Here is a 22029-nt window from a genome sequence, read left to right on the forward strand (position 1 = left end):
GGTGGGGGGGGGGTTGGGTGGGGGGGGGGGTCGTGGGGGGGGGTGCGCCACCCCTCACGGCTGCGCGCGCAGTTCCCCGCGCCCCTTCGGGATGCGTCCTCAGACGTTGACGCCGAAGTCCTGCGCGATGCCCACCAGGCCGGAGGCGTAACCCTGGCCGACGGCGCGGAACTTCCACTCCGCGCCGTTGCGGTACAGCTCGCCGAAGACCATGGCGGTCTCGGTGGCGGCGTCCTCGCTCAGGTCGTAACGGGCGATCTCGGTGCCGCCGGCCTGGTTGACGATGCGGATGAAGGCGTTCCGCACCTGGCCGAAGTTCTGGCTGCGGCTCTCCGCGTCGTAGATCGAGACCGGGAAGACGATCTTGTCGATCTCGGCGGGCAGCGCGGCCAGGTTGACGTTGATCTGCTCGTCGTCGCCCTCGCCCTCACCGGTGAGGTTGTCACCGGTGTGCACGATGGACTGGTCCGGCGTGGCCTTGTTGTTGAAGAAGATGAAGTGCTGGTCGGAGTAGACCTTGCCCTGCGCGGTCACCGCGATGGCGCTCGCGTCCAGGTCGAAGTCCGTGCCGGTGGTGGTGCGCACGTCCCAGCCGAGGCCGACCGTGACGGCGCTCAGGCCCGGTGCCTCCTTGGTGAGCGAGACGTTGCCGCCTTTGGACAGGCTTACAGCCATGGGGTGCCCTTCTGTCGTGTCTGGCTCTGGTGGTGATACCCGAGGGAATCACCGGCGCCGGAACGGAACCTCACCGGGGTCCGCGGCCGCACGCCTCACACCCTCCACAACGCAACCGAGGGACGGGCGGGTTCCAGCTTTCCCTCCCGACTTTGCCTTCTTTACCTTCGCGGTGATCGCAGAGGGTTCCCAGAGCGAGGTCCAACGCGAGGTCCAACGCGAGGTCCAACGCGAGGTCCAACGCGAGGTCCGAAGAGATCCAAACGCGAGTCCGAACGCGAGTGCGGAAAGCGGGTCCGAAAAGCGGATGACGGCGGCGCCGGGAGGCCGGACCATGGAGACCATGTCCGGTCCCTACTACATCCGAGGCGCGGTCGCCCTGCCCGAGGCCGAGCTGACGTGGCGCTTCACACGCTCGTCGGGGCCGGGCGGCCAGCATGTGAACACCAGCGACAGCCAGGCCGAGCTGCGGTTCGACCTCGCGAGCACCCAGGCGCTGCCCGAGGTGTGGAAGCGCCGCGCGCTGGAGCGGCTGGCCGGCCGCCTGGTGGACGGCGCCGTGCTGGTCGTACGGGCGAGTGAGCACCGCTCCCAGTGGCGGAACCGGGAGACGGCCGCGGTGCGGATGGCCTCCCTGCTGGCCGAGGCGACGGCGCCTCCGCCGCCGCCCCGGCGCAAGAAGAAGGTTCCCCGCGGGATCAATGAGCGCAGGCTGCGGCAGAAGAAGCAGCGCAGCGAGCTGAAGCGGGGCCGCGCGGGCCGAGGGTGGGACTGACCCATGCCGGGCACCCCCTCCAAGCACCGGTCACCGCAGTGACCGATACCGCCCGCTGTAATACAGCAGCGGCCCGCCCTCCCCATGGGTGAGCCGTGCGGCGAGCACGCGCCCGATGACCAGGGTGTGGTCCCCCGCGGTCACCCGCTGCTCCGTACGGCACTCGACAGCCGCGAGCGCTCCGTCCACCAGCGGAGCGCCGCTCGCCGGGCCCCTGCTGTGCGGGAGCTCCTGGAAGAGGAGCCGGTCGCTGAGCCGCGCCTTCATAGCGAAGCGACCGGCGGTCTGATGCTGGGCCTGTGTGAGCAAGGACACCGCCCAGTGGTCCTGGCGGGAGAGCAGCTCGTCCATCCGGGACTCCTCGCGCACGCTGACCAGGACCAGCGGCGGGTCCAGCGAGACGGACATGAACGCGGTGGCCGTCATTCCGACGTCCTCGCCCCGCGCTCCCTCCTCGGGGTCGTGCGCGGTGACGAGCACGACACCGGCCGCCAGTCGCGCCATCGCCGCGCGGAACTCCTCGTCGCTCACCCCATCAGCATGGGGCATCGAGTCGGACTGGGGCACCGGGGTCGTTTGCTGCTGCACTGCGTGGGACACGCTCGCTACGCTAACCGCCACCCTTCCGGCCCCGCATCGGGCTCGGGGACCAGACGGGGACTAGGACCAGCGCCCCTGAGAGCACACGTTGCGCAATCAACTAATCGCGGACTGTTGTGACTTGAGTCACAGAGGGCATTAATTGTTGACCCTGTGTACCGGGTGAACAGCTCGCTGTGATTCAGTGGCCATGGCAGCCGAGAATGCAGCCGAGACGCTGAGGCAGTGAGGCCCCGAAGCGACGCCACGAGCATCTGGAGTTGACGAACAAGGCTCAGGGGGAGGGCTATGGAAACCGAGTCGGAGCCATACGTCCGCCTCGCCAGTCTGCGCCAGCTGCACCGCGTCGTGGCGCAGCTGAACACCGCCCGCAGCCTGGCCGACACCTTGCAGACCGTCGCCGACGGGGTGGTCGAGGGCCTCGGCTTCGAGATAGCCGCGGTCAATCTGGTACGCGCCGACGGCGACCTCGTGGTGGCCGCCGTCGCGGGCAGCGCCGCCGCCGAGTCGATGATGGCGGGCCGGGTGGGACCGCGCGCCTCCTGGGAGCGCCGGCTGGCGATGGGCGAGCAGTGGGGAGCGCTCTGCTTCATCCCGTACACCGAGGGTTGGGTGCTGGACGACGACGAGGTGCCCGAGTGGCACGCGCCCTCCCCGGTGCGGGACACCCCGGACGCCTGGCACCCCATGGACCGGCTCTTCGCGCCGCTGCACGCCTCCGACGGCGAGCTGCTGGGCGTCCTCTCGGTCGACCGGCCCCGCAACGGCCGCCGCCCCGGCGCATGGGGCTGCGAGGCGCTGCAGATGTACGCGTCGCAGGCGGCCATCGCGATCAGCAACGCGCGGCTCCGCTCGAACATGCAGCGGGCCCTGGTGCGGCTGGAGCGGGAGCAGCAGGCGCTGCGGGCGAGTGAGGAAAGCTTCCGTCAGGCGTTCGAGTACGCGCCCAGCGGGATGGCCGTCGCCGAGATGGGCGGTGACCAGCAGGGCAGGCTGCTGCGGATCAACGACGCGCTGTGCCGGCTGCTGGGCCGCCCCGCCGCGGCCATGCGCCGCTACTCCTTCTCCGACCTGGTGCACCCGGAGGACATCCGTACGCTGCTGCGCACCTCGGCCGAGGGCGGCCGGGCCGAGCTGCGGCTGCAGCGGCGGGACGGCAGCTATGTGTGGGTCTCGCTGCGCAACTCCGTGGTCGCCGACACCGCCGACGGGCCGCGCTATCTGCTCACCCACGTCGAGGACATCGAGGAGCGCAAGCGGCACGAGCTCCAGCTCGCGCACCGCGCCAGCCACGACTCGCTGACCGGGCTGCCGAACAGCGCCGAACTGCGCGCCCGGCTGGCCGGCCGGCTGTGTTCCATGCCGGGCCGCCCGGTGGCCCAGGCGGGCGGCGTGCTCGATGCCGCCCCCGCCGCCGGGCACGCGGGCGGCGGGCCAGGACACCCGTACGGGAACGGGTACGGGAACGGGAACGGGTACGGCGGCGGGGACGGCTTCTGGGACCTGGAGGGGCTGGGTGGCATATCCGGCGCCGGGCCGGGCCCCGGGACGGCGCCGGGCGGGGGCGCGGGCGCCGTCCCCGGCGGCGGGATCCCCGACCCGCACCATGTGCACGCGGTGCCGCCGAAGGGCGACGGGCCCGGTGAGAAGGGGCTCGCCGTCCTCTTCTGCGATCTGGACGGTTTCAAGTCCATCAACGACCGCTACGGCCACAACTGCGGCGACGCGGTGCTCATCGCGGTGGCCCGCCGCCTCGAAGCCGGGGTGCGGGACGACGACACGGTCGCCCGGCTCGGCGGCGACGAGTTCGTGGTGCTGGCCGACGGGCTGGGCCCCGCTGAGGCCCAGGACCTGGCCGTACGGCTGCGGAACGCGATCATCCCCCCGATCCAGGTTGACGGGCGCTCGGTACGGGTAGGCGCCAGCTTCGGCATCGGCTGGGCGGGCTGCGGTATGACGGCCGAAGAGGTCCTGCAATCCGCCGACCAGCGCATGTATGTGGAGAAACGGTCCCGGTCCAAGGGACAGCGCCGGGCGGGCTAGCACAGTCCGGGCACAGTTCGGGTTTCCGGCCATCAACCGTGCCAAGGGGTTCACCCAGGAGAGGTAGGCTCGCCCGGATACCTGACGCAGTAGGGAGTGAGGGGATGACCGCCGAGAACAACGGCACGGGGGCTGCGCCGGAAGGGGGCGAGGAGGACCCGTTCGCGTATCTGTACCGGCAGGAGGGCGACGGCCAGCAGTCTGCCGCACCCGTCCAGCAACCCGGTGTTCCCCGTCGTTCCTTCAACCAGGTCCGCGCCGTCGGTGAGCGGCAGTACGGCTACGGCTACCCGCAGCAACAGCAGCGCTCCGGCTACGGCTACCCCCAGCAGCAGTCCGGCTACGGATACCCGCAGCAGCAGTCCGGTTACGGCTATCCGCAGCAGCCCGCGCCGCCAGAGAGCCAGCCCAGTGCGCACTACGCGGCGCCCGAGACGATGCCCGGCGGGCGGGCTGCGGCCCGGCAGCAGGGCGTCCCGGGCGGCAACGGCCGCGGCGGGCGCAACAGGACCGGCCTGCTGGTGGGCGCGATAGCCGTGGTGGCCGCTGTGGTGCTCGGCATCGGTGCCGCGATCTTCTTCAACGACGACAGCAGCGCCGAGGAGCCGCAGGCCGGGGACACCGGGGGAAACAGCCAGCAGGACGACCAGGGCCAGGGCGGCAACGACAACAGCGGCAACGGCGGCAACAAGCACAAGAGGCCCGCGCCGAAGGCGCTGCCCAAGGAGGACGCGGCCGGCCTCAACCTGGCCGGCGCCACTGTCGCCAAGCAGGTGCCGGGGGCCCAGTCCCGCGGCGGCGCGTACGTCGACATGAACCAGCCCGGTGCCGCGGCGACCTGGGAGATGAAGAACCTCCCCGCCGGCGGCAAGTACACCCTCCACGTCCGCTACGGCGTGCCCGGCAAGGACACGGAGGCCAACCTCACGGTCAACGGGAATCCCGAGAGCCGGCCGCTGCGGTTGAAGAACTTCTCCCACGCTAAGGAAGGCGACTGGGAGAACGGCTGGACGAACAGTTGGTCGAACATCCAGCTCCATAAGGGCCAGAACTCCATCAGGATCGCCTGCGACTCCGGGTGCGAGGCCAACCTGGACAAGGTCTGGCTCACCAGGGGCTGGAGCTAGCCGGCCCGGCTCTCCTTACGGCGTCTCCGCCTTGCGGACCCGGACCGAGGGCAGCATCCGCTCATAGGTCGGCCCGTCGAACTCGCCGGCCACCGGGGAGCGCACCGTCGCGGCGGACAGCGCGACCGCGCGGGCGAGCCGGTCCGGCCAGGGCAGCTCCTCGGCCAGTCCGGAGAGCAGGCCCGCGACGGCGGAGTCGCCCGCTCCGGTCGGGTTGCCGGCCAGCCGCTCGGGTACGGCGGCGCTCCAGGCACCGTCCTGGGTGACCAGCAGCATCCCGTCGGCCCCCAGCGAGGCCGCCACCGCGTGGGCGCCGCGCCGCTGGGCCGCACGGGCTGCACGCAGCGGCTCGGCGGTGCCGGTGATCCCGGCCAGCTCCTCCGCGTTGGGTTTGACGATGTCGGGCCGGGCGGCCAGTCCGCGGCGCAGCGGCTCCCCGCTGGTGTCCAGCAGCGCGGGGATGCCGGCCGTACGCGCCTCGCGCACCAGCGTCGCGTACGCACCGACGGGGACGCCTGGCGGCAGGCTGCCGCATAGGGCGACGGCCTCGGCGCCGCGGCCCAGCAGCTCGCGGTAGGCGGTCAGGAAGCCGTCCCACTCCTCGGGGGCGATGTGCGGTCCCGGCTCGTTGAGCTGGGTGGTGTCGCCGGTGGTCTCGTCCACGATGCCGACGGTGCGCCGGGTGCGCCCGGCGACCTGGACCAGCGCGTCGGTGAGGGAGCCGGAGCCGCCCGCGGTGTCCTTCGCGGCGTCTGCGGTGTCCGCCGCCAGCAGGGTACGCAGGACGCGGCCCGTCTCGCCGCCGGCGAATCCGGTGACGGTCGTCGCGAAACCGAGCGCGGCGAGCACCCGGGCGACGTTCAGCCCCTTGCCGCCGGGGCGCTCGGTCACCTCCCGCACCCGGTGCGAGGCGTGCGGGACGAGGTGGGGCACCCGGTAGGTGAGGTCGAGTGCGGCGTTGAGCGTGACGGTCAGGATCATCTGCGCGCACCACCCTCACCCGTCCGACGACGGTTCACGACATACCACCCACGACATACGACACTTCGGCAGCCCGCGACCGCACGAGCTGCCCCGCGACCGCACGAGCGCCCTGCGGGCCGCGCCAGCGATCATGCCATTGCAGCCCGCACCGGGCGACCCCTCGTGCCGCCTCAGCGGGGGCGCGGGGGCACGATCCAGCTGCCCTGCCGCATGACTCCGGCCAGCGTGAACTCCTCGTCCAGCACCACCAGGTCCGCCAGCTTCCCGGGCTCGATGGAGCCCACCCGGTCGGCCATGCCCAGCAGCCGCGCCGGGGTGGCGGACAGCGCCGTGACGGCGTCGGTGACCGGCAGCCCGTCCACGGTGACCGCGCGCTTGAACGCCTGATCGAGCGTCAGTGTGGAACCGGCGATGGAGCCCCCCTCCACCAGCCGGGCCACGCCGTCCCGCACCTCGACCTGCAGCTTGCCCAGCCGATAGTGGCCGTCGCTCATGTCCGCTGCGGCCATGGCGTCGGTGATGAAGGCGACCCGGCCGGCGCCGGCCGCGTCGAACGCCAACCGGAGGACGGACGGGTGCAGATGGACGCCGTCGTTGATCAGCTCCACGGTGACGCGCTCGTCCGCCAGCAGCGCGGCGATGGGCCCCGGCTGCCGGTGGCCGAGCGGCGGCATCGCGTTGAACAGGTGCGTGGCGACCGTGGCTCCGGCGTCGATGGCCTCCTTGGTGCTCTCGTAGCTGCCGTCGGTGTGGCCCACGGCGGCGATCACACCGCTGTCGGCGAGCAGCCGTACCGAGTCCAGTCCGCCGGGCCGTTCGGGGGCGAGGGTCATCATCACCGCCCGGCCGCGCGCCGCGTCCAGCAGCTTGCGTACGTCGGCCGGGTCCGGGTCGCGCAGCAGCGCCTCGTCATGTGCGCCGCGCCGCTCGCAGGAGATGAACGGGCCCTCGAAGTGGATGCCCGCCAGATCGCCCTGTTCGACCAGTTCGCTCAGCGAGCCCGCCTGCCGGGACAGCTCGTCCAGGTCGCCGGTCACCGTGGAGGCGGCCATCGTGGTGGTGCCGTGCCTGCGGTGGGTGTCGATGGCGGTCAGCGACTCCTGGTGGCTGCCCGCCGAGAAGGAGGCGCCTCCGCCGCCGTGTACGTGGATGTCCACGAAGCCGGGCACGATCCAGTGCCCCGTCAGATCGAGCGTCTCGGCGCCGGGTTCGGGCGCGTCGGCCGTATGCCCCCGTTCCGTCCCGGCGCCGACGGCTGCGAGGGTGCGGCCCTCGACCGTCAGCCTGCCGTTCTCCCGCACTCCTTCGGGCAACACCACCCGGGCGCCGGTCAGCACCGTTCGCTTGCTCATCGGCTCGCAACCTCCGCGGAGAGTAGGTCCCAGGCGAGGAGCCCCGCGCCCAGGCAGCCCGCGGCGTCCCCGAGGGCCGCGGGCACGATGGCCGGGAGTGGCTGAAAGGTGACCTTCTCGCGCACCGCCTCCCGGAGCGGAACGAAGAGGGTGTCGCCTGCCTCGGCGAGGCCGCCGCCGATGATCAGTGTGCGCGGGTCGAGCAGGGTAAGTCCCGTGACCAGGCCGGTGGCCAGCGCGTCGATGGCGTCGGCCCACACCCGCTGGGCGCGCGGGTCACCCGCCTCGACGGCCTTCGCCGCGTCGGCCGCCGTCGCCTGCGGGTCCCCGCTCGCCTCGGCCCAGGCAGCGCCGATGGCGGAGGCGGAGGCCAGCCGTTCCAGACAGCCGCGCTGCCCGCAGCCGCAGGGCGGGCCTGCGGGCCGTACGACGATGTGGCCGATCTCGCCCGCGCTGCCGTGCGCGCCCGCCTCGACCCGGTCGCCGATGCCGATGGCGCCGGCGATGCCGGTGCCCAGCGAAAGGAAGAGATAGCGGTCCACGCCCCCGCCCGCGCCGATGCGTCCCTCCGCAAGGCCGCCGACCCGCACGTCGTGGCCGAACGCCACCTGCAACGGCGGCAGGCCCGCGGGCCGCTCCTGGCTGAGGCGTTCGCTGAGCAGGGTGCGCATGGGGACGTCCCGCCAGCCGAGGTTGGCGGCGAAGACGGCGATGCCCTGCTCCTCGTCGACGGTGCCGGGGATGGCGACGCCCGCGGCGGACGGCTCGCTCCCGTAGCGCGCCAGGCCGACGGCGCGCAACTCGGCGGTGAAGTCGAGGATCGACTCGACTACTGCTTCGGGCCCGCGTTCGCGCGCCGTCTCCCGGCGTGCCTCGTGCAGCAGTTCGTTGCCTGTGCCGATGAGGGCGGCCTTCATACTGGTGCCGCCGACGTCCAGGGCGATGACGTACCGCGCGGCAGATGTGGTGGGGGGCTCGTCACGGGTGCTCACGGGGACAGTTTCCCGTGCAACGACCCTAAAGGTCTAGTCCACTCCAGGAGCTTCTCGTTCCGGATCACCGAATGGGAACCAAGCTGATTCCTTACCGGTATCCGGTTTCGGTAGACGCTCGGGCCCTCCTGGGGGAGACTCCCGCCCATCGGGCCGGGGTTGGTGGTGCCAGGGGGAAGCGTGAGGCGCCAGAGTCTGCGGCACGTTCTGAGGGTTCAGGGCTGAGGGGTATGAAGACAATGGATCGGCGTCGTTTCCTGGGGTTGGCCGCGACTGGAGTGGCCGGAGCGGCCGGAATGACCGCACTGTCCGGCTGCGGTCGTGGCCCGGCGTCGGGGGAGGTGAAGCTGAAACTGGTCGCCGCCGACTACGGCAATCCGGGCGGCGAGAACAGTTCCAAGATCTACTGGCAGAAGATCGCCGACGCGTTCACCAAGAAGAACCCCGACATCACCGTCGATGTCACCGTCTACAGCTGGACCGACATCGGCAAGAAGCTCACCGCGATGGTCGACGCCGGCAACCCGCCGGACATCGCCCAGGTCGACTCGTACGCCGACTGGGCGGCCGAAGGAAAGCTCTACAAGGTCAGCGAACTGCTTCCGATACCCGTGCAGGCCGAGTTCCTCGTCGCGCTCGCCGAGGCCGGCGAGGTACGGCGCGTCCAGTACGGGCTGCCGTTCGTCGCCAGCACCCGGGTGCTCTTCTACAACAAGGACCTCTTCAAGAAGGCCGGGCTCGACCCCGACGAGCCGCCGGAGTCCTGGCGCGAGCTCAAGTCCGCCGCGCAGGCCCTCAAATCGGCCGGCGTCAAGATTCCCTACGGGCTGCCGCTCGGCCCCGAGGAGGCTCAGGGCGAGTCCCTGATGTGGATGCTCGGCAACGCCGGCAGCTACGTCGACAGCGTCGGCAACTACACCATCAACTCCCCCGAGAACATCGAGACGTTCAAGTGGCTGCGCGACAACCTCGTCGCGCCCGGCTACACGGAACCCAACCCCCAGCGCGTCGACCGGCAGAAGATGTTCGAGGCGTTCGTCAAGGGCGACGTGGGCATCCTCAACGGGCACCCCACCCTGATGCAGCAGGCCGACAAGGAGCACATCGCCTACGGCACCGGCAAGCTGCCCGGCAGCAGCGGCCCCGCCGAGGGCACCCTCGGCGTCGCCGACTGGATGATGGCGTTCAACAAGAACGACAAGAACGGCCACCGCGAGGCGTGCGGCAAGTTCCTCGCCTACGTCTTCGAGGAGAAGAACCACTACGCCTTCACCTCGCAGTACGGGCTGCTGCCCGTCACCACCAGCGCGTCCGAGCGGATGCGCAAGGACGAGAAGCAGAAGAAGCTCTGGCCCTTCCTCGACCAGCTCGCCGGGGCCGAGTTCTACCCGGTGGGCAAGGTGTCCTGGGCGGGCACCAGCGCGACCATCAAGAAGTCCATCGGCCGGGCGGCCATGAAGGGCGGCGACCCCAACGGGGTGCTGACCATGCTGCAGCGCAAGGCGGAGACCGAGGAGGAGTCGGCACCGTCCTGACGGAGCCCGCCCGTCCTGACAGACCTTGTGCGTACGGTGGAGGGGTGAGCGATACGGAAGGCGAGGCCCGCGCGGGGCTGTCGGAGCAGGACCGGGCTGTGCTGTCCTTCGCCGCCCGCGGGTGGGCTTCGCCCGGGGAGAAGGAGCGGGCCATCCGGGAGCGGCTCGGGATGTCGCCGGTCCGCTACTACCAGCAGCTGAACGCGCTGCTGGACGATGCGAGGGCGCTCGCGTTCGACCCTGTGACGGTGAACCGGTTGCGGAGTGTCCGGCAGGCCAATCGGGAGCGGACGCACTAGTTCCCGCTGGTGCCCTGCCCCCACGCCAGGTACAAGCGCCGGTAACCCCGCATGGTTATGGTGCGGCCATGTCTCTTCCCTCACTGCCGGAGACCGACGCGGGGCGTGCCGCGCTCGACGCCCTCCTCGCCGACCCCGCGCGCGCGGTGCTCGCGCTCGACTTCGACGGGACGCTCGCGCCCATCGTCACCGACCCGCAGGACGCGCGGGCCCGCCCCGAGGCGGTGCACGCGCTGGCGCGGCTGGCCCCGCGGCTGGCCGGGGTCGCCGTCATCACCGGGCGGCCGGCGGCGGACGCCGTACGGTACGGCGGCTTCGAGAGCGTCGCAGGACTGGAGGGCCTGACGGTGCTCGGCGCGTACGGGGCCGAGCGGTGGGACGCCGCCGACCGGCGCTTGCGCGCGCCCGAACCGCCCGCCGGGGTCGCGGCGGTACGGGCCGAACTCCCCTCCGTACTCGCCGAGTCGGCGGCACCGCAGGGCACCTGGACCGAGGACAAGGGCCGGGCGCTCGCCGTGCACACCCGGCGCGCGGCCACGCCCGACCAGGCACTTCAGCAGCTGCGCGGCCCGCTGTACGCCCTCGCCGAGCGGCACGGCCTCGTGGTCGAGCCGGGCCGCATGGTGCTCGAACTCCGCCCGCCGGGCGCCGACAAGGGCGCGGCCCTCACGGAGTACATCAGGGAACGGGCCGCCACCGCTGTCGTCTACGCGGGGGACGACCTGGGCGATCTGCCCGCTTACGCCGCCGTCGAGGCCCTGCGCCGGGAGGGCGTACCGGGGCTGCTGGTGTACAGCGCGCCCGAGACGGCGACCGAGTCGGTGGAGCAACTCCGCACCGGCGCCGACCTCCGTGTCACCGGCCCGGCCGGGCTGGCGGCCTGGCTGGAGGCCCTGGCGGACGAGCTGTAGCCACCCGCCCGCGACCGGGTCAGGGCCGGAGCGCTTCCAGCTGGTCGAGGAGCCAGCGGGTCGGCGGCTGCGAGGTGGCGGTCTCCGCCAGGCGGCGGGTCCGCTCCGCGCGGGTGGCGGCGTCCAGCTCCAGCCCGGCCCGCAGTGCCTCGGCCGTCTCCCGCACATCGAAGGGGTGCACGCAGAGGGCGTCGGACGCCAGCTCCTCGTACGCTCCGGCCTCCCGGGAGAGCACCAGGGCGCAGCCCTCGTCGGAGACGACGGGGATCTCCTTCGCCACCAGGTTCATCCCGTCGCGGATGGGGTTCACCAGCGCGACGTCCGCCATCCGGTAGGCGGCCAGCGACCGCGCGAAGTCGTCCTTCACATGCAGCAGGACCGGAGTCCAGCCCTCCGTGCCGAACTCCTCGTTGACCGCGTCGGCGACCCTGCCGACCTCGGCCGTGTAGTGGCGGTAGACGGCGAGATCCTGCCGCGAGGGGTAGGCGAACGCCAGATGGACGACGCGCTCGCGCCACTCGGGGTGGTCGGCGAGCAGCCGCCGGTACGCGTACAGACCGCGGACGATGTTCTTGGACAGCTCGGTCCGGTCCACCCGCACGATGGTCCGGCGGGGACTGCCGTCCGGGCCGGTGCCCACCTGTTCCCGCAGCTGCGCCATCCGCTCGGCCACGTCGTCCCGGTGCGCGCGCTCGCGCAGGAAGTCGCCGTCGGCGCCCAGCGGGTGCACCCCGATCCGGGTCGTGCGCCCCTCGTACGTCACCGAGTAAGCGCCCCCCTCGCCCCCGGTGACCGTCGCGCCCAGCACCCGTTCGCAGCACTCGGTGAACAGCCGGGCCCAGCGTGCGGTCAGGAACGCGGCCCGGTCGGCGCCGAGCATGCCGCGCAGCACCCGCACAGCGGACTCGTCAGGCAGCAGCCGGAAGTAGTCGGCGGGCGCCCAGGGGGTGTGCGAGAAGTGGCCGATCCGCAGGTCGGGGCGGCGTTCGCGGAGTATGCCGGGGACGAGCGTGAGGTGGTAGTCCTGCACCAGAACCGTGGCGCCCTGCCCGGCCTCCTGCGCCAGCGCCTCGGCGAAGGCGGCGTTGTACGCCTCGTACTCCGCCCACTGGCGGCCGAAGTCCTCGTCGAAGACGGGCTCCAGCGGCGTCTGATACAGCATGTGATGGGTGAACCACAGCACGGAGTTGGCGATGCCGTGATAGGCCGCCTCGAACGTGCCCGGCGGGATGTCGAGCATCCGTACGGACTGCCCGCCGGTGTCCCCGCCGTCCAGGTGGCCCCCCGAGCGCCGGACCGCCTCGCGGTCGCCGGCGCCGAGCGCCGCGCACACCCACACCGCGTCCGTCTCCGGACCGATGGCCGACAGCCCGGAGACCAGCCCGCCGCCTCCGCGCTTCGCGCTGAGCGTGCCGTCGTCGCCCAGCGTGTAGGACACCGGCCCGCGGTTGGAGGCGACCAGCACCTGTGCAGACGCTGCCTGTGATGTTGCTGCTCCAGCGACCATGCGGCGAGCCTAACGGCCGCCAAACCTGCTCAAAAGTGCGCCCCGAAAGGGCGCGGGGAACTGCAAACCGGGGCCCTCACGCCGCCACCCGCTGCCCGTATTCGGGCACGGTGCACATCGGCGGCCGCTCCTCCGCGTCCACCAAATGCCCGCGGGGGACGAAACACCCCGTAGCGTCCCGCTCGAACTGCGTCAGCGCCGTCCCGCCGGACCGCCCCTCGAACACGCTCGGCGCCCCCTGCGCCAGTGCGGGGCCGCCCCGGCCGATCCGGCGCTCGGCCGCCGCGTAGATCGCGGTGGCCATCCGGCCCAGCGCCTGCCCGTCCTGGTTGCGGTGCAGCCGTACCCCCACATCCACCTGGGCCAGCGCGTCCAGGCCCACCAGCTCCAGCGCGTCCACCAGCAGCGCCAGCTCCACCCCGTAGCCGACGGGGAAGGGCAGCCGTTCCAGCAGCGAGCGGCGGGCCGCGTACTCACCGCCCAGCGGCTGGACGAGCCCGGCCAGCCGCGGCCAGTGCAGATTGAGCAGCGGGCGCGCCACCAGCTCCGTCACCCGGCCGCCGCCCGCCGGGCTGTCCCGGAGCGGACGGTCGTACATCGCCTTGACCAGCTGGACGTCCGGCTCCGTCAGCAGCGGCCCGACGATGCCGGTGACGAAGTCGGGCGAGAACTCGCGCAGGTCGGCGTCGACGAAGCAGACGATGTCGCCGCTGGTCGCCAGCAGGGAGCGCCACAGCACCTCGCCCTTGCCGGGGCGGGTGGGCAGCCGGGGCAGCACCTCGTCCCGGTGGATCACCTTGGCCCCGGCCGCCGCGGCAACCTCGGCGGTGCGGTCGGTGGAGCCGGAGTTCATCACGATCAGCTCGTCCACCAGCGGCGTCCCGGTGTCCAGGTGGGGCGAGGCCAGCTCGCGGCGGATCACCGAGACGATGTCGCCGACGGTGGCCTCCTCGTTGAGCGCGGGCAGCACCACGCTGACGGTGGTGCCGGTGCGGCGCTTGGCCGCCAGCAGCGCCTCCAGTGGCCGGTCGGCGACGCGCCAGGAGCGGCGCCGCAGCCATTGGCCCACTTCATCGAGCACGTGCGCGCCTTCCTGTAGTCGGGGGAGGATGGGCGACAGCTGATCCATCTCGCGGTTCGGACGTCCCTCTCAAGCGTGACCGCCGTCCGTTACAGTCTTGAACAACGCAGGTGACCTCCGCATCTCGGGGTCGCCGCGACAAACGCCCGAGCGGCCCCTGGCCGCCCGGAGCCATAGTGCAGCTCATCCAGAGGGGCAGAGGGAACGGCCCGTTGAAGCCCCGGCAACCATCCCGCGATCCGCGTGTACGCGGACCTCCAAGGCGAGACCGCCTCGTGGGGACGGTGCCAATTCCGGCCCGTGACGAGATACGCCACGGGGAAGATGAGGAGAAAGGGCCTCGCCTCCATGGCTGTGCAGACAGTTGCAGCGAACAGCACCACGTCCACCGATGCCGCCGACGCCTCCGGGAACCCCCCGTACGACCTCGGCGCCGCTGTGGCCCTCTCCTGCCGTGAGTGCGGTACGCGCACCGAGCTGGGGCCCAGCTTCGTGTGTCTCGAGTGTTTCGGCCCGCTGGAAGTCGCCTACGAGCTGCCCACCGGTGACCCGGAGGGCCTGCGCAGGCGGATCGAGGCCGGACCCGCCTCGATGTGGCGTTACGCGCCGCTGCTGCCGGTACCTGCCGATGTCGCGGGGAAGCCGAATCTGAACCCCGGCTTCACCCAGTTGGTGAAGGCCGACCGGCTGGCCGCCGAGCTGGGCGTGACCGGCGGCCTCTACGTCAAGGACGACTCCGGCAACCCCACCCACTCCTTCAAGGACCGCCCGGTCGCCATCGCCCTGGAGGCGGCCCGCGCCTTCGGGTTCACCACCCTGTCCTGCTCCTCGACCGGCAACCTGGCCGGCGCGGTGGGCGCCGCCGCCTCCCGGGCCGGGCTGCGCTCGTGCGTGTTCATCCCGGACGGCCTCGAGCAGTCCAAGGTGGTGATGGCCGCGATCTACGGCGGCGACCTCGTCGCGATCGACGGCACCTACGACGACGTGAACCGCTTCTGCTCCGAGCTGATCGGGGACCCGCTGGGCGAGGGCTGGGGCTTCACCAACGTCAACCTGCGGCCGTTCTACGCGGAGGGCTCGAAGTCCCTGGCGTACGAGATCTGTGAGCAGCTGGGCTGGCGGCTGCCCGACCAGCTCGTCATCCCCGTCGCCTCCGGCTGCCAGCTGGTGAAGATCGACAAGGGGCTGCGGGAGCTGATCCAGCTCGGACTCGTCGAGGACAAGCCGTTCCGGATCTTCGCCGCGCAGGCGGAGGGCTGCTCGCCGGTCTCCCGCGCGTACAAGGAGGGCACCTCCGCCGTCCGCCCGGTCAAGCAGCCCGACACGATCGCCAAGTCGCTGGCCATCGGCGACCCGGCGGACGGGCCGTACGTCATCGACATCTGCCGGCGCACCGGTGGAGCCGTCGAGGACGTGAACGACGCCGAGATCGTGGACGCGATGAAGCTGCTGGCGCGGACCGAGGGCGTGTTCGCGGAGACGGCCGGCGGCGTCACGCTGGGCGTGACCCGCAAGCTGATCGAGTCCGGCGCCATCGACCCGTCGCTGTCCACGGTCGTGCTGAACACGGGCGACGGCCTCAAGACCCTCGATGCCGTGGCCCCCACGGCGCGGCCCACCGCCGTGATCCGCCCCAACCTGGGCGCCTTCCGCGAGGCCGGCCTGGCCTGACCCGAGGTTCCGGAGGTCCCACGCGGCCGGCGGTGAGCGGACGGCTGAAATCCGCCCCCCGGTGTTTAGCGGGTGGGAATACCGGAGCGGGCCCCTGGGACGGGCCCCCTGGGGTGCTTTCCCTCTTTACGTTAGGAAGATCGACATGAGCGTCAACGTCCGGATCCCGACCATCCTCCGCACCTACACCGGCGGCCAGGCCGAGGTCACCGCCGAGGGCGGCACCCTCGCCGAGGTGCTGGCGGACCTGGAGAAGAACCACACGGGCATCAGCGCCCGCGTCCTGGACGACGCGGGCAAGCTCCGCCGCTTCGTCAACGTCTACGTCAACGACGACGACGTCCGCTTCGAGCAGGGCCTGGAGACGCCGACTCCTGACGGTGCGGGCGTCTCCATCATCCCGGCGGTGGCCGGCGGCTGAACGGTCCGGCCGGCCGCCGGGCCGTCCGGTTGCTGACCCGCTCGGCCGCGCCGACCAGGGCTTCGCCCTTCTGATCGCCCCTTCCGGAGAAAACGGAAGGGGCGATTCCATGTGACGGAAGGGGGCTCGGGAGACGGTAGAGTGACGGTCGGTTTTTCTCCCCCACCCTTTCCGGACGCATATCAGCACGCGCCGGAGACGGATCAACATCGCGACAACAACGGGACAAGTTGCTGTCGAAAACCGGACGGCAATTGTCGCGAAGGCCCCGTATGTCTGGCCCGACTTGCCCTGCTCCGGGGGCAGTTGAGGCAAATTTCCGATCAGTCGTGCCCAGAATTCTCGTCCGATTGACCTGTTGCACAGGGCGTCCGTGCAGATACATTCAGCGGCGGTCGACGCGTTCCGGCGCACGCCCCCGCTTGCTCGTGGGGGTGAGGTCTGACCCGGGCTCGCGAAGTGCGGGCTCGTGCAAGGGCCAGTAATAGGGGAGTTAGGAATGGCTCAGGGCACCGTCAAGTGGTTCAACGCGGAGAAGGGGTACGGCTTCATCGCGGTCGACGGTGGTGCGGACGTGTTCGTCCACTACAGCGCGATCCAGATGGACGGTTACCGCACCCTGGACGAAGGGCAGCGGGTCGAGTTCGAGATCTCGCAGGGGCAGAAGGGGCCGCAGGCGGACATGGTCCGCGTGACCGGCTGAGTGTCGCCGGACTGCGCGAGAGCTATCGCAATGAAGGGGTCGCACCCAATGGTGCGGCCCCTTCTTTCGCGTACCCGGCGTGGGGGCTGCGCTTGCCCACCCTGCGCCCTGCGGGTACCTCCTGCTCGAAGAGCTTGGGGGAGCAGACTGCCCAAGCCCAGCAGGGCAAGCGCCCGTACCCCCTCTCGCAACCAGGCGAGGGGGCACCAAGGCGACGCCCCCAACTTAGCTTGCACTCTCCATGCCCGAGTGCTAATCATTGGGTTAGCACTCTGCGAGTGAGAGTGACAAAGAAGGACCGGGTCGGTGAGGCCGTGGGCCGGGTGGGGAAGGAACCGCCGGGTCGCAGGCCGTCCGTCGCGGGCGCCACGCGGTCCGGAGAAATCCAACCCTCCCCTTGCGCTCGGCGCATGGGGGAATCCAGGGAGGACCAACCCACATGGCCAAGATCATCGCCTTTGACGAGGAGGCGCGGCGCGGTCTTGAGCGTGGCATGAACCAGCTTGCCGACGCCGTCAAGGTCACGCTCGGCCCGAAGGGCCGCAACGTCGTTCTGGAGAAGAAGTGGGGCGCCCCCACGATCACCAACGACGGTGTCTCCATCGCCAAGGAGATCGAGCTCGAGGACTCCTACGAGAAGATCGGCGCCGAGCTGGTCAAGGAGGTCGCCAAGAAGACGGACGACGTCGCCGGTGACGGCACGACGACCGCCACCGTGCTGGCCCAGGCGCTGGTACGCGAGGGCCTGCGCAACGTTGCCGCCGGCGCCAACCCGATGGCACTCAAGCGCGGTATCGAGCAGGCCACCGAGGCGGTCTCCGCCGCTCTGCTGGAGCAGGCGAAGGACGTGGAGACCAAGGAGCAGATCGCTTCGACGGCCTCCATCTCCGCTGCCGACACCCAGATCGGTGAGCTGATCGCCGAGGCCATGGACAAGGTCGGCAAGGAAGGCGTCATCACCGTCGAGGAGTCGCAGACCTTCGGGCTCGAGCTGGAGCTCACCGAGGGCATGCGCTTCGACAAGGGCTACATCTCCGCCTACTTCGCCACCGACATGGAGCGCATGGAGGCGGAGCTCGAGGACCCGTACATCCTCATCGTCAACTCCAAGATCAGCAACGTGAAGGACCTCCTTCCGCTGCTGGAGAAGGTCATGCAGTCGGGCAAGCCGCTGCTGATCATCGCGGAGGACGTCGAGGGCGAGGCCCTCTCCACGCTGGTCGTCAACAAGATCCGCGGCACCTTCAAGTCCGTCGCCGTCAAGGCCCCGGGCTTCGGTGACCGCCGCAAGGCGATGCTGAACGACATCGCCATCCTCACCGGCGGCCAGGTCATCTCCGAGGAGGTCGGCCTCAAGCTGGAGAACGCCACCCTCGACCTGCTGGGCCGGGCGCGCAAGGTCCAGATCACCAAGGACGAGACCACCATCGTCGACGGTGCGGGCGACAGCGAGCAGGTCGCCGGCCGGGTCAACCAGATCCGCGCCGAGATCGAGAACAGCGACTCGGACTACGACCGCGAGAAGCTCCAGGAGCGCCTGGCGAAGCTGGCCGGCGGCGTGGCCGTCATCAAGGCCGGTGCCGCCACCGAGGTCGAGCTCAAGGAGCGCAAGCACCGCATCGAGGACGCCGTCCGCAACGCGAAGGCGGCCGTCGAGGAGGGCATCGTCGCCGGCGGTGGCGTGGCCCTGCTGCAGGCTTCCTCCGTGTTCGAGAAGCTGGAGCTGGAGGGCGACGAGGCCACCGGTGCCGCCGCCGTCAAGCTGGCCCTGGAGGCCCCGCTCAAGCAGATCGCGGTCAACGCCGGCCTCGAGGGCGGCGTCATCGTGGAGAAGGTGCGCAACCTGACCCCGGGCCACGGTCTGAACGCGGCCACCGGCGAGTACGTCGACATGATCGCCGAGGGCATCCTCGACCCGGCCAAGGTGACGCGCTCCGCGCTGCAGAACGCCGCCTCCATCGCGGCGCTCTTCCTCACCACCGAGGCCGTCATCGCCGACAAGCCGGAGAAGGCCGCCGCGGGCGCCGACGCCGGTGCCGCCGGCGGTATGGGCGGCATGGACTTCTGAGGAAGCCCGCCGTCTGATCGGCTGCGTACCGCCTGGGGCGGGCACCCTGCGGGGTGCCCGCCCTTCGCCGTGCCGGTGGTCGCCGTTCCGCCGGCGCGCCGGCGGTGGGCGGCTCAGCCGACCTGGATGTCCGGGAAGCAGATGCGCCCCTTGATCTCGGAGACCTGGTCGAGGGGTTCGGGGTAGGACCAGGCGATGTCGTGGGCGCTGCCGTCGGCAAGCGACCAGTAGTCTGCGGTGCCCTTGAAGGGGCAGCGGGTGTGGGTGTCGGACTTCGTGAGCAGGTCGGTGCGTATGTCCTCGACCGGCAGGTAGTACCGCACCGGATAACCGGTCTCGCTCAGCAACATCGGCCGACGGCTCTCCGCCAGCACCCGGCCGTCGCGCGTGACCACTCGCACGCGCTCGGCGCCTTCCTCGATGGTGATCGTGTGGCCTTGTGCGGTCATGCGCGGTCCTTCCGTCGGGAGTTGCCATCTTCACCGGTATCGCGCGGTACGTCTCCCCGTCGACCCGATCCGGTCGATCCAGCCGATCCAGCCGATCCACTCGAAGCCGCTCCAGGGCGCGAGCCCTGCCCGGTACGGCCTCGGCAAGCAGACCGGCCGGTCGGTATCCCAACTCCTCCGGTCCGCGCCGCGAGCACGGGCGAACGCTTCACGGCCGGCGGTCGATGAGCCGGTCCACGCTGTCGAGTACGGAGGCGAGGCCGATCTCGAACAGTTCGTCCAGGTGCAGGTCGTAGCCGTCGTCGCCGAGTGCGTCGATGAGGCGGGTGAACGTCGGATAGGCGCCGGAGGCGGTGAGCGCCGCGAGGGTTTCCTGCTGCTGTGCCATCCAGGCGTCCTCCGTCAGACCGGTGCTGCTCTCGGCCGCCGTCTCGCGCTCCCGCTGGATGGCCAGGCCCTGGATATGGCTGTAGAGCAGCACATTGAGGTTGAGCGCGGTCGCCGGGGGGAGGCCATTCCCGTCCAGAGCGCGGAGCATCCACTCCGAGTACGCCAGCAGGTTGGGCAGCAGCAGCGGACGGGTGAGCGGGCCGATCTGGGCCAGCCACGGGTGGGCGCGGTGCAGCTGCCACAGGGCCCTGGCGCCCAACTCCAGCCGAGCACGCCAGTCTTCGGCCGGGCCGGTGGCCGGACCGGCGGCGGGACCGGTGGCGGGGTCGGTGGCCGGATCGTCCGGCCGTAGTGGCAGCCGGAGTTCGCCCAGCACCGTGTCCGCCATCAGCAGGACGAGTTCGTCCTTGCTGTTCACGTAGCGGTAGGCCGCCATCGTCGCAGCGCCCAGGCGGGCCGCGACGCTCCGCATGGACAGCGCGGCGAGCCCTTCGGTGTCGGCGATCCCGATGGCGGCGCGCACGATGCGCTCGCGGCTCAACTCCCGGCCCGGCCCGTCCGTTGGGCGGCCGGCGGCCGGCGCGTGGCTGCGGCGCCGTGGTGCCACCACCGTGCCCACGCGCGGCCGGGCCTCGACGAGGCCGTCCTGGCGCAGCGCGGCCAGCGCCTTGGTCGCCGTCGCCAGCGCGACGTGCCACTCCCTGGCGAGCTGTCGGGTGGAGGGCACCCGGTCGCCCGGTGCCAGCTCGCCGTCGGCGATACGCCGCCGGAGCTCAGCCGCGATGCGGGCGTACGGCGGTGTGAAGTGCGCCACAGTGGGTTCCCTTCTGCTGACTGTACTAGGACAGAGGCTAGCAGCGCGGAGGGGTGCGACGAATGGCCCTGTACTAGGTCAGTAGCGGCTCAGTGCCAGTTGGCGACGGTGTGCGTACGCCGTACATTCAGTTTCAGCTTGAGGCTGCGCGTGCACGGTGCACGCCTGACCCCGCGCCGCGTACGTCGTACGTCGTACGTCCGAGCGTCGGGAGACAGCCGTCCCGAAGGAGAGCTCATGCAGACCGTCCTCGTTTCCGGCGCCAGTGTCGCCGGGCTCACCCTCGCCCACTGGCTCCGCCGCTGTGGCCTGGCGCCCACCGTCGTGGAGCGGGCCCCCGCCGTACGGCCCGGCGGCCACGCCATCGACGTACGTGGTGTCGCGCTCGACGTGCTCGACCGGATGGGCCTCCTCGGGGAGGCGCGCGCGGCGCGTACCCGGATGCGCGGCATGTCGATGCACGACGGGGACGGCAACGAGCTGTGGCGCTCCACCGAGATGACGCACAGCAGCGGCCGGCTGGACAGCGACGACATCGAACTGCTGCGGGAGGACCTGACGGCGCTGCTCCACCGGCGGATCCGGGCGGGGGACGAGGCCGAGTTCCTGTTCGGCGACTCCGTCGCGGAGCTCGAACAGACGGAGGGCGGCGTGCACGTCACGTTCGCGAGCGGAACGCGGCGCACGTTCGACTACGTGGTGGGCGCCGACGGCCTGCACTCCGGGGTACGCCGCCTCGCCTTCGGCCCCGAGGCCGACCACCTCCGCCACCTCGGCTCCCACCTGGCCGTCTTCACTACGGACAACTTCTTGGGCCTCGACAACTGGCAGGTGTGGGTGCAGGGCGAGAGCGCCGGCTACTGCCTCTATCCCGTACGCGACAACACCGAGCTCCGCGCCACCCTCGGCTTCATGTCGGAGTCGCTCGACTACGACCACCGCGACACCGCGCAGCAGCAGAGCCTTCTCGCCCAGCGCATGGCGTCCCTCGGCGGTGACACCTCCAAGCTGCTGGACGCCATGCGGACGGCGCCCGACTTCTACTTCGACGCCATGGCGCAGATCCATATGGACGGCTGGACACGGGGCCGCGTCGCGCTGGTCGGGGACGCGGGCTACTGCCCCTCACCGCTCTCCGGGCAGGGCACCAGCCTCGCCCTGGTGGGCGCTTACGTCCTCGCCGAGGAGCTGGGCCGCTCCGCCGACCCCGCCGTCGCGCTGCCCCGCTACGAGGAGCGCATGCGTCCCTACGCCGCCCTCAACCAGGCCCTCGCCACCGAGAACCCGGGACGGGGCGCCTCCGAGGAGTCGCTCACCCTCGCGAAGAACGCCATCACTCTGGGTGATTCTGAGGGGAGTGGGGTGTGAGGGCGCCCATAGGAGCCAGATCACTTACGAGCGGACTTCGTAGCAGCGCGCTGCCCTGACCTGGGCGGAGAGGCGCGAGGCGGGGGCGCTGTCTGCTTTGCCCCGATTCTGGATCGTACGTCACATATTTGCCGGGGTGGGGAGCCGGTTCCCAGGGTGGGTGCCAGGTCGCGACGAGACCGGGACGCAAACCCCCCTGCGCCCCCGGTACGCGGCCGGAACGTCCCCCCTCATGGAAGGCTCTCCGCTCGCATGCGTAACGCT

At 71.2% G+C, this 22029-nt stretch carries 20 protein-coding genes and 1 riboswitch; of the genes, 11 read left to right on the forward strand and 9 right to left on the reverse strand.

The features are described from left to right. Positions 1-99 precede the first annotated feature (99 nt). Positions 100-675, reverse strand: coding sequence for a TerD family protein (locus ITI46_RS22155; protein WP_209241457.1), 576 nt, complete (start codon positions 673-675; stop codon positions 100-102). Positions 676-1009: 334 nt separating this feature from the next. Between ITI46_RS22155 and arfB the strand changes: the two genes are divergently transcribed. Then, a complete protein-coding gene (arfB, locus tag ITI46_RS22160) occupies positions 1010-1450 on the forward strand; it encodes an alternative ribosome rescue aminoacyl-tRNA hydrolase ArfB (RefSeq protein WP_209241458.1) in 441 nt (146 codons plus the stop codon). Positions 1451-1480: 30 nt separating this feature from the next. Here the strand turns inward: arfB and ITI46_RS22165 are convergent, their stop codons facing one another. Beyond that, positions 1481-1999: a flavin reductase family protein gene (locus ITI46_RS22165; RefSeq protein WP_209241473.1), complete on the reverse strand. Its 519-nt coding sequence runs from the start codon at positions 1997-1999 to the stop codon at positions 1481-1483. Positions 2000-2338: 339 nt separating this feature from the next. Here ITI46_RS22165 and cdgB point away from each other — a divergent pair, with 339 nt between their 5' ends. Then, positions 2339-4093, forward strand: coding sequence for a diguanylate cyclase CdgB (cdgB, locus tag ITI46_RS22170; protein ID WP_209241459.1), 1755 nt, complete (start codon positions 2339-2341; stop codon positions 4091-4093). Positions 4094-4197: 104 nt separating this feature from the next. Continuing rightward, positions 4198-5220, forward strand: coding sequence for a carbohydrate-binding protein (locus tag ITI46_RS22175; RefSeq protein ID WP_209241460.1), 1023 nt, complete (start codon positions 4198-4200; stop codon positions 5218-5220). 15 nt (positions 5221-5235) lie between these two features. Here the strand turns inward: ITI46_RS22175 and ITI46_RS22180 are convergent, their stop codons facing one another. The 3 genes from ITI46_RS22180 to ITI46_RS22190 all read right to left on the reverse strand — a co-directional run bounded on the left by ITI46_RS22180 (position 5236) and on the right by ITI46_RS22190 (position 8548). Next, on the reverse strand, positions 5236-6201 hold the full coding sequence (locus tag ITI46_RS22180; RefSeq protein ID WP_209241461.1) for a 1-phosphofructokinase family hexose kinase: 966 nt from the start codon (positions 6199-6201) through the stop codon (positions 5236-5238). Positions 6202-6374: 173 nt separating this feature from the next. After that, positions 6375-7556, reverse strand: coding sequence for an N-acetylglucosamine-6-phosphate deacetylase (gene nagA, locus ITI46_RS22185; protein ID WP_209241462.1), 1182 nt, complete (start codon positions 7554-7556; stop codon positions 6375-6377). Further along, positions 7553-8548 carry an ROK family protein gene (locus ITI46_RS22190; RefSeq protein ID WP_307808270.1) on the reverse strand — a complete coding sequence of 332 codons (996 nt, stop codon included), beginning with the start codon at positions 8546-8548 and terminating at the stop codon, positions 7553-7555. Before ITI46_RS22190 ends, nagA begins: the two co-directional genes overlap by 4 nt. A 296-nt stretch (positions 8549-8844) precedes the next feature. Here ITI46_RS22190 and ITI46_RS22195 point away from each other — a divergent pair, with 296 nt between their 5' ends. The 3 genes from ITI46_RS22195 to otsB all read left to right on the forward strand — a co-directional run bounded on the left by ITI46_RS22195 (position 8845) and on the right by otsB (position 11293). Next, positions 8845-10083 carry an extracellular solute-binding protein gene (locus tag ITI46_RS22195; protein WP_247746396.1) on the forward strand — a complete coding sequence of 413 codons (1239 nt, stop codon included), beginning with the start codon at positions 8845-8847 and terminating at the stop codon, positions 10081-10083. 44 nt (positions 10084-10127) lie between these two features. Beyond that, a complete protein-coding gene (locus ITI46_RS22200) occupies positions 10128-10382 on the forward strand; it encodes a DUF3263 domain-containing protein (RefSeq protein ID WP_307808271.1) in 255 nt (84 codons plus the stop codon). A 68-nt stretch (positions 10383-10450) separates the two neighbouring features. Beyond that, positions 10451-11293: a trehalose-phosphatase gene (gene otsB, locus ITI46_RS22205; RefSeq protein WP_209241464.1), complete on the forward strand. Its 843-nt coding sequence runs from the start codon at positions 10451-10453 to the stop codon at positions 11291-11293. 19 nt (positions 11294-11312) lie between these two features. Here otsB and ITI46_RS22210 read toward each other — a convergent pair whose 3' ends face one another. Further along, positions 11313-12800 (reverse strand): alpha,alpha-trehalose-phosphate synthase (UDP-forming), encoded by a 1488-nt coding sequence (locus tag ITI46_RS22210; protein ID WP_209241465.1) that lies wholly within the window; start codon positions 12798-12800, stop codon positions 11313-11315. Between the two features lie 76 nt (positions 12801-12876). Continuing rightward, complete coding sequence (locus tag ITI46_RS22215; RefSeq protein ID WP_209241466.1) at positions 12877-13881, reverse strand: glucosyl-3-phosphoglycerate synthase; 1005 nt, start codon at positions 13879-13881, stop codon at positions 12877-12879. Between the two features lie 180 nt (positions 13882-14061). Continuing rightward, a riboswitch (SAM riboswitch) is annotated at positions 14062-14212 on the forward strand. A 17-nt stretch (positions 14213-14229) separates the two neighbouring features. Between ITI46_RS22215 and thrC the strand changes: the two genes are divergently transcribed. From thrC to groL, 4 genes are all read left to right on the forward strand, one after another. Then, a complete protein-coding gene (gene thrC / locus ITI46_RS22220; RefSeq protein ID WP_209241467.1) occupies positions 14230-15552 on the forward strand; it encodes a threonine synthase in 1323 nt (440 codons plus the stop codon). A 145-nt stretch (positions 15553-15697) separates the two neighbouring features. Beyond that, positions 15698-15973, forward strand: a complete 276-nt coding sequence (locus tag ITI46_RS22225; RefSeq protein ID WP_209241468.1) for a MoaD/ThiS family protein — start codon at positions 15698-15700, stop codon at positions 15971-15973. A gap of 499 nt (positions 15974-16472) precedes the next feature. After that, positions 16473-16676, forward strand: a complete 204-nt coding sequence (locus ITI46_RS22230) for a cold-shock protein (RefSeq protein ID WP_016472377.1) — start codon at positions 16473-16475, stop codon at positions 16674-16676. A 439-nt stretch (positions 16677-17115) separates the two neighbouring features. Then, positions 17116-18744: a chaperonin GroEL gene (groL, locus tag ITI46_RS22235; protein ID WP_209241469.1), complete on the forward strand. Its 1629-nt coding sequence runs from the start codon at positions 17116-17118 to the stop codon at positions 18742-18744. Positions 18745-18857: 113 nt separating this feature from the next. On the opposite strand, the gene ITI46_RS22240 is transcribed toward groL, so the two are convergent. Both ITI46_RS22240 and ITI46_RS22245 read right to left on the reverse strand, forming a co-directional pair. Further along, positions 18858-19193, reverse strand: coding sequence for a DUF427 domain-containing protein (locus ITI46_RS22240; protein ID WP_209241470.1), 336 nt, complete (start codon positions 19191-19193; stop codon positions 18858-18860). A 208-nt stretch (positions 19194-19401) separates the two neighbouring features. After that, on the reverse strand, positions 19402-20397 hold the full coding sequence (locus ITI46_RS22245; protein WP_209241471.1) for a GntR family transcriptional regulator: 996 nt from the start codon (positions 20395-20397) through the stop codon (positions 19402-19404). Between the two features lie 237 nt (positions 20398-20634). Between ITI46_RS22245 and ITI46_RS22250 the strand changes: the two genes are divergently transcribed. Further along, positions 20635-21765: an FAD-dependent monooxygenase gene (locus ITI46_RS22250; protein WP_209241472.1), complete on the forward strand. Its 1131-nt coding sequence runs from the start codon at positions 20635-20637 to the stop codon at positions 21763-21765. The last annotated feature ends 264 nt before the right edge of the window (positions 21766-22029 follow it).

It is taken from the genome of Streptomyces oryzae, from assembly GCF_017676365.1.
Classification (GTDB): Bacteria; Actinomycetota; Actinomycetes; order Streptomycetales; family Streptomycetaceae; genus Streptomyces; species Streptomyces oryzae.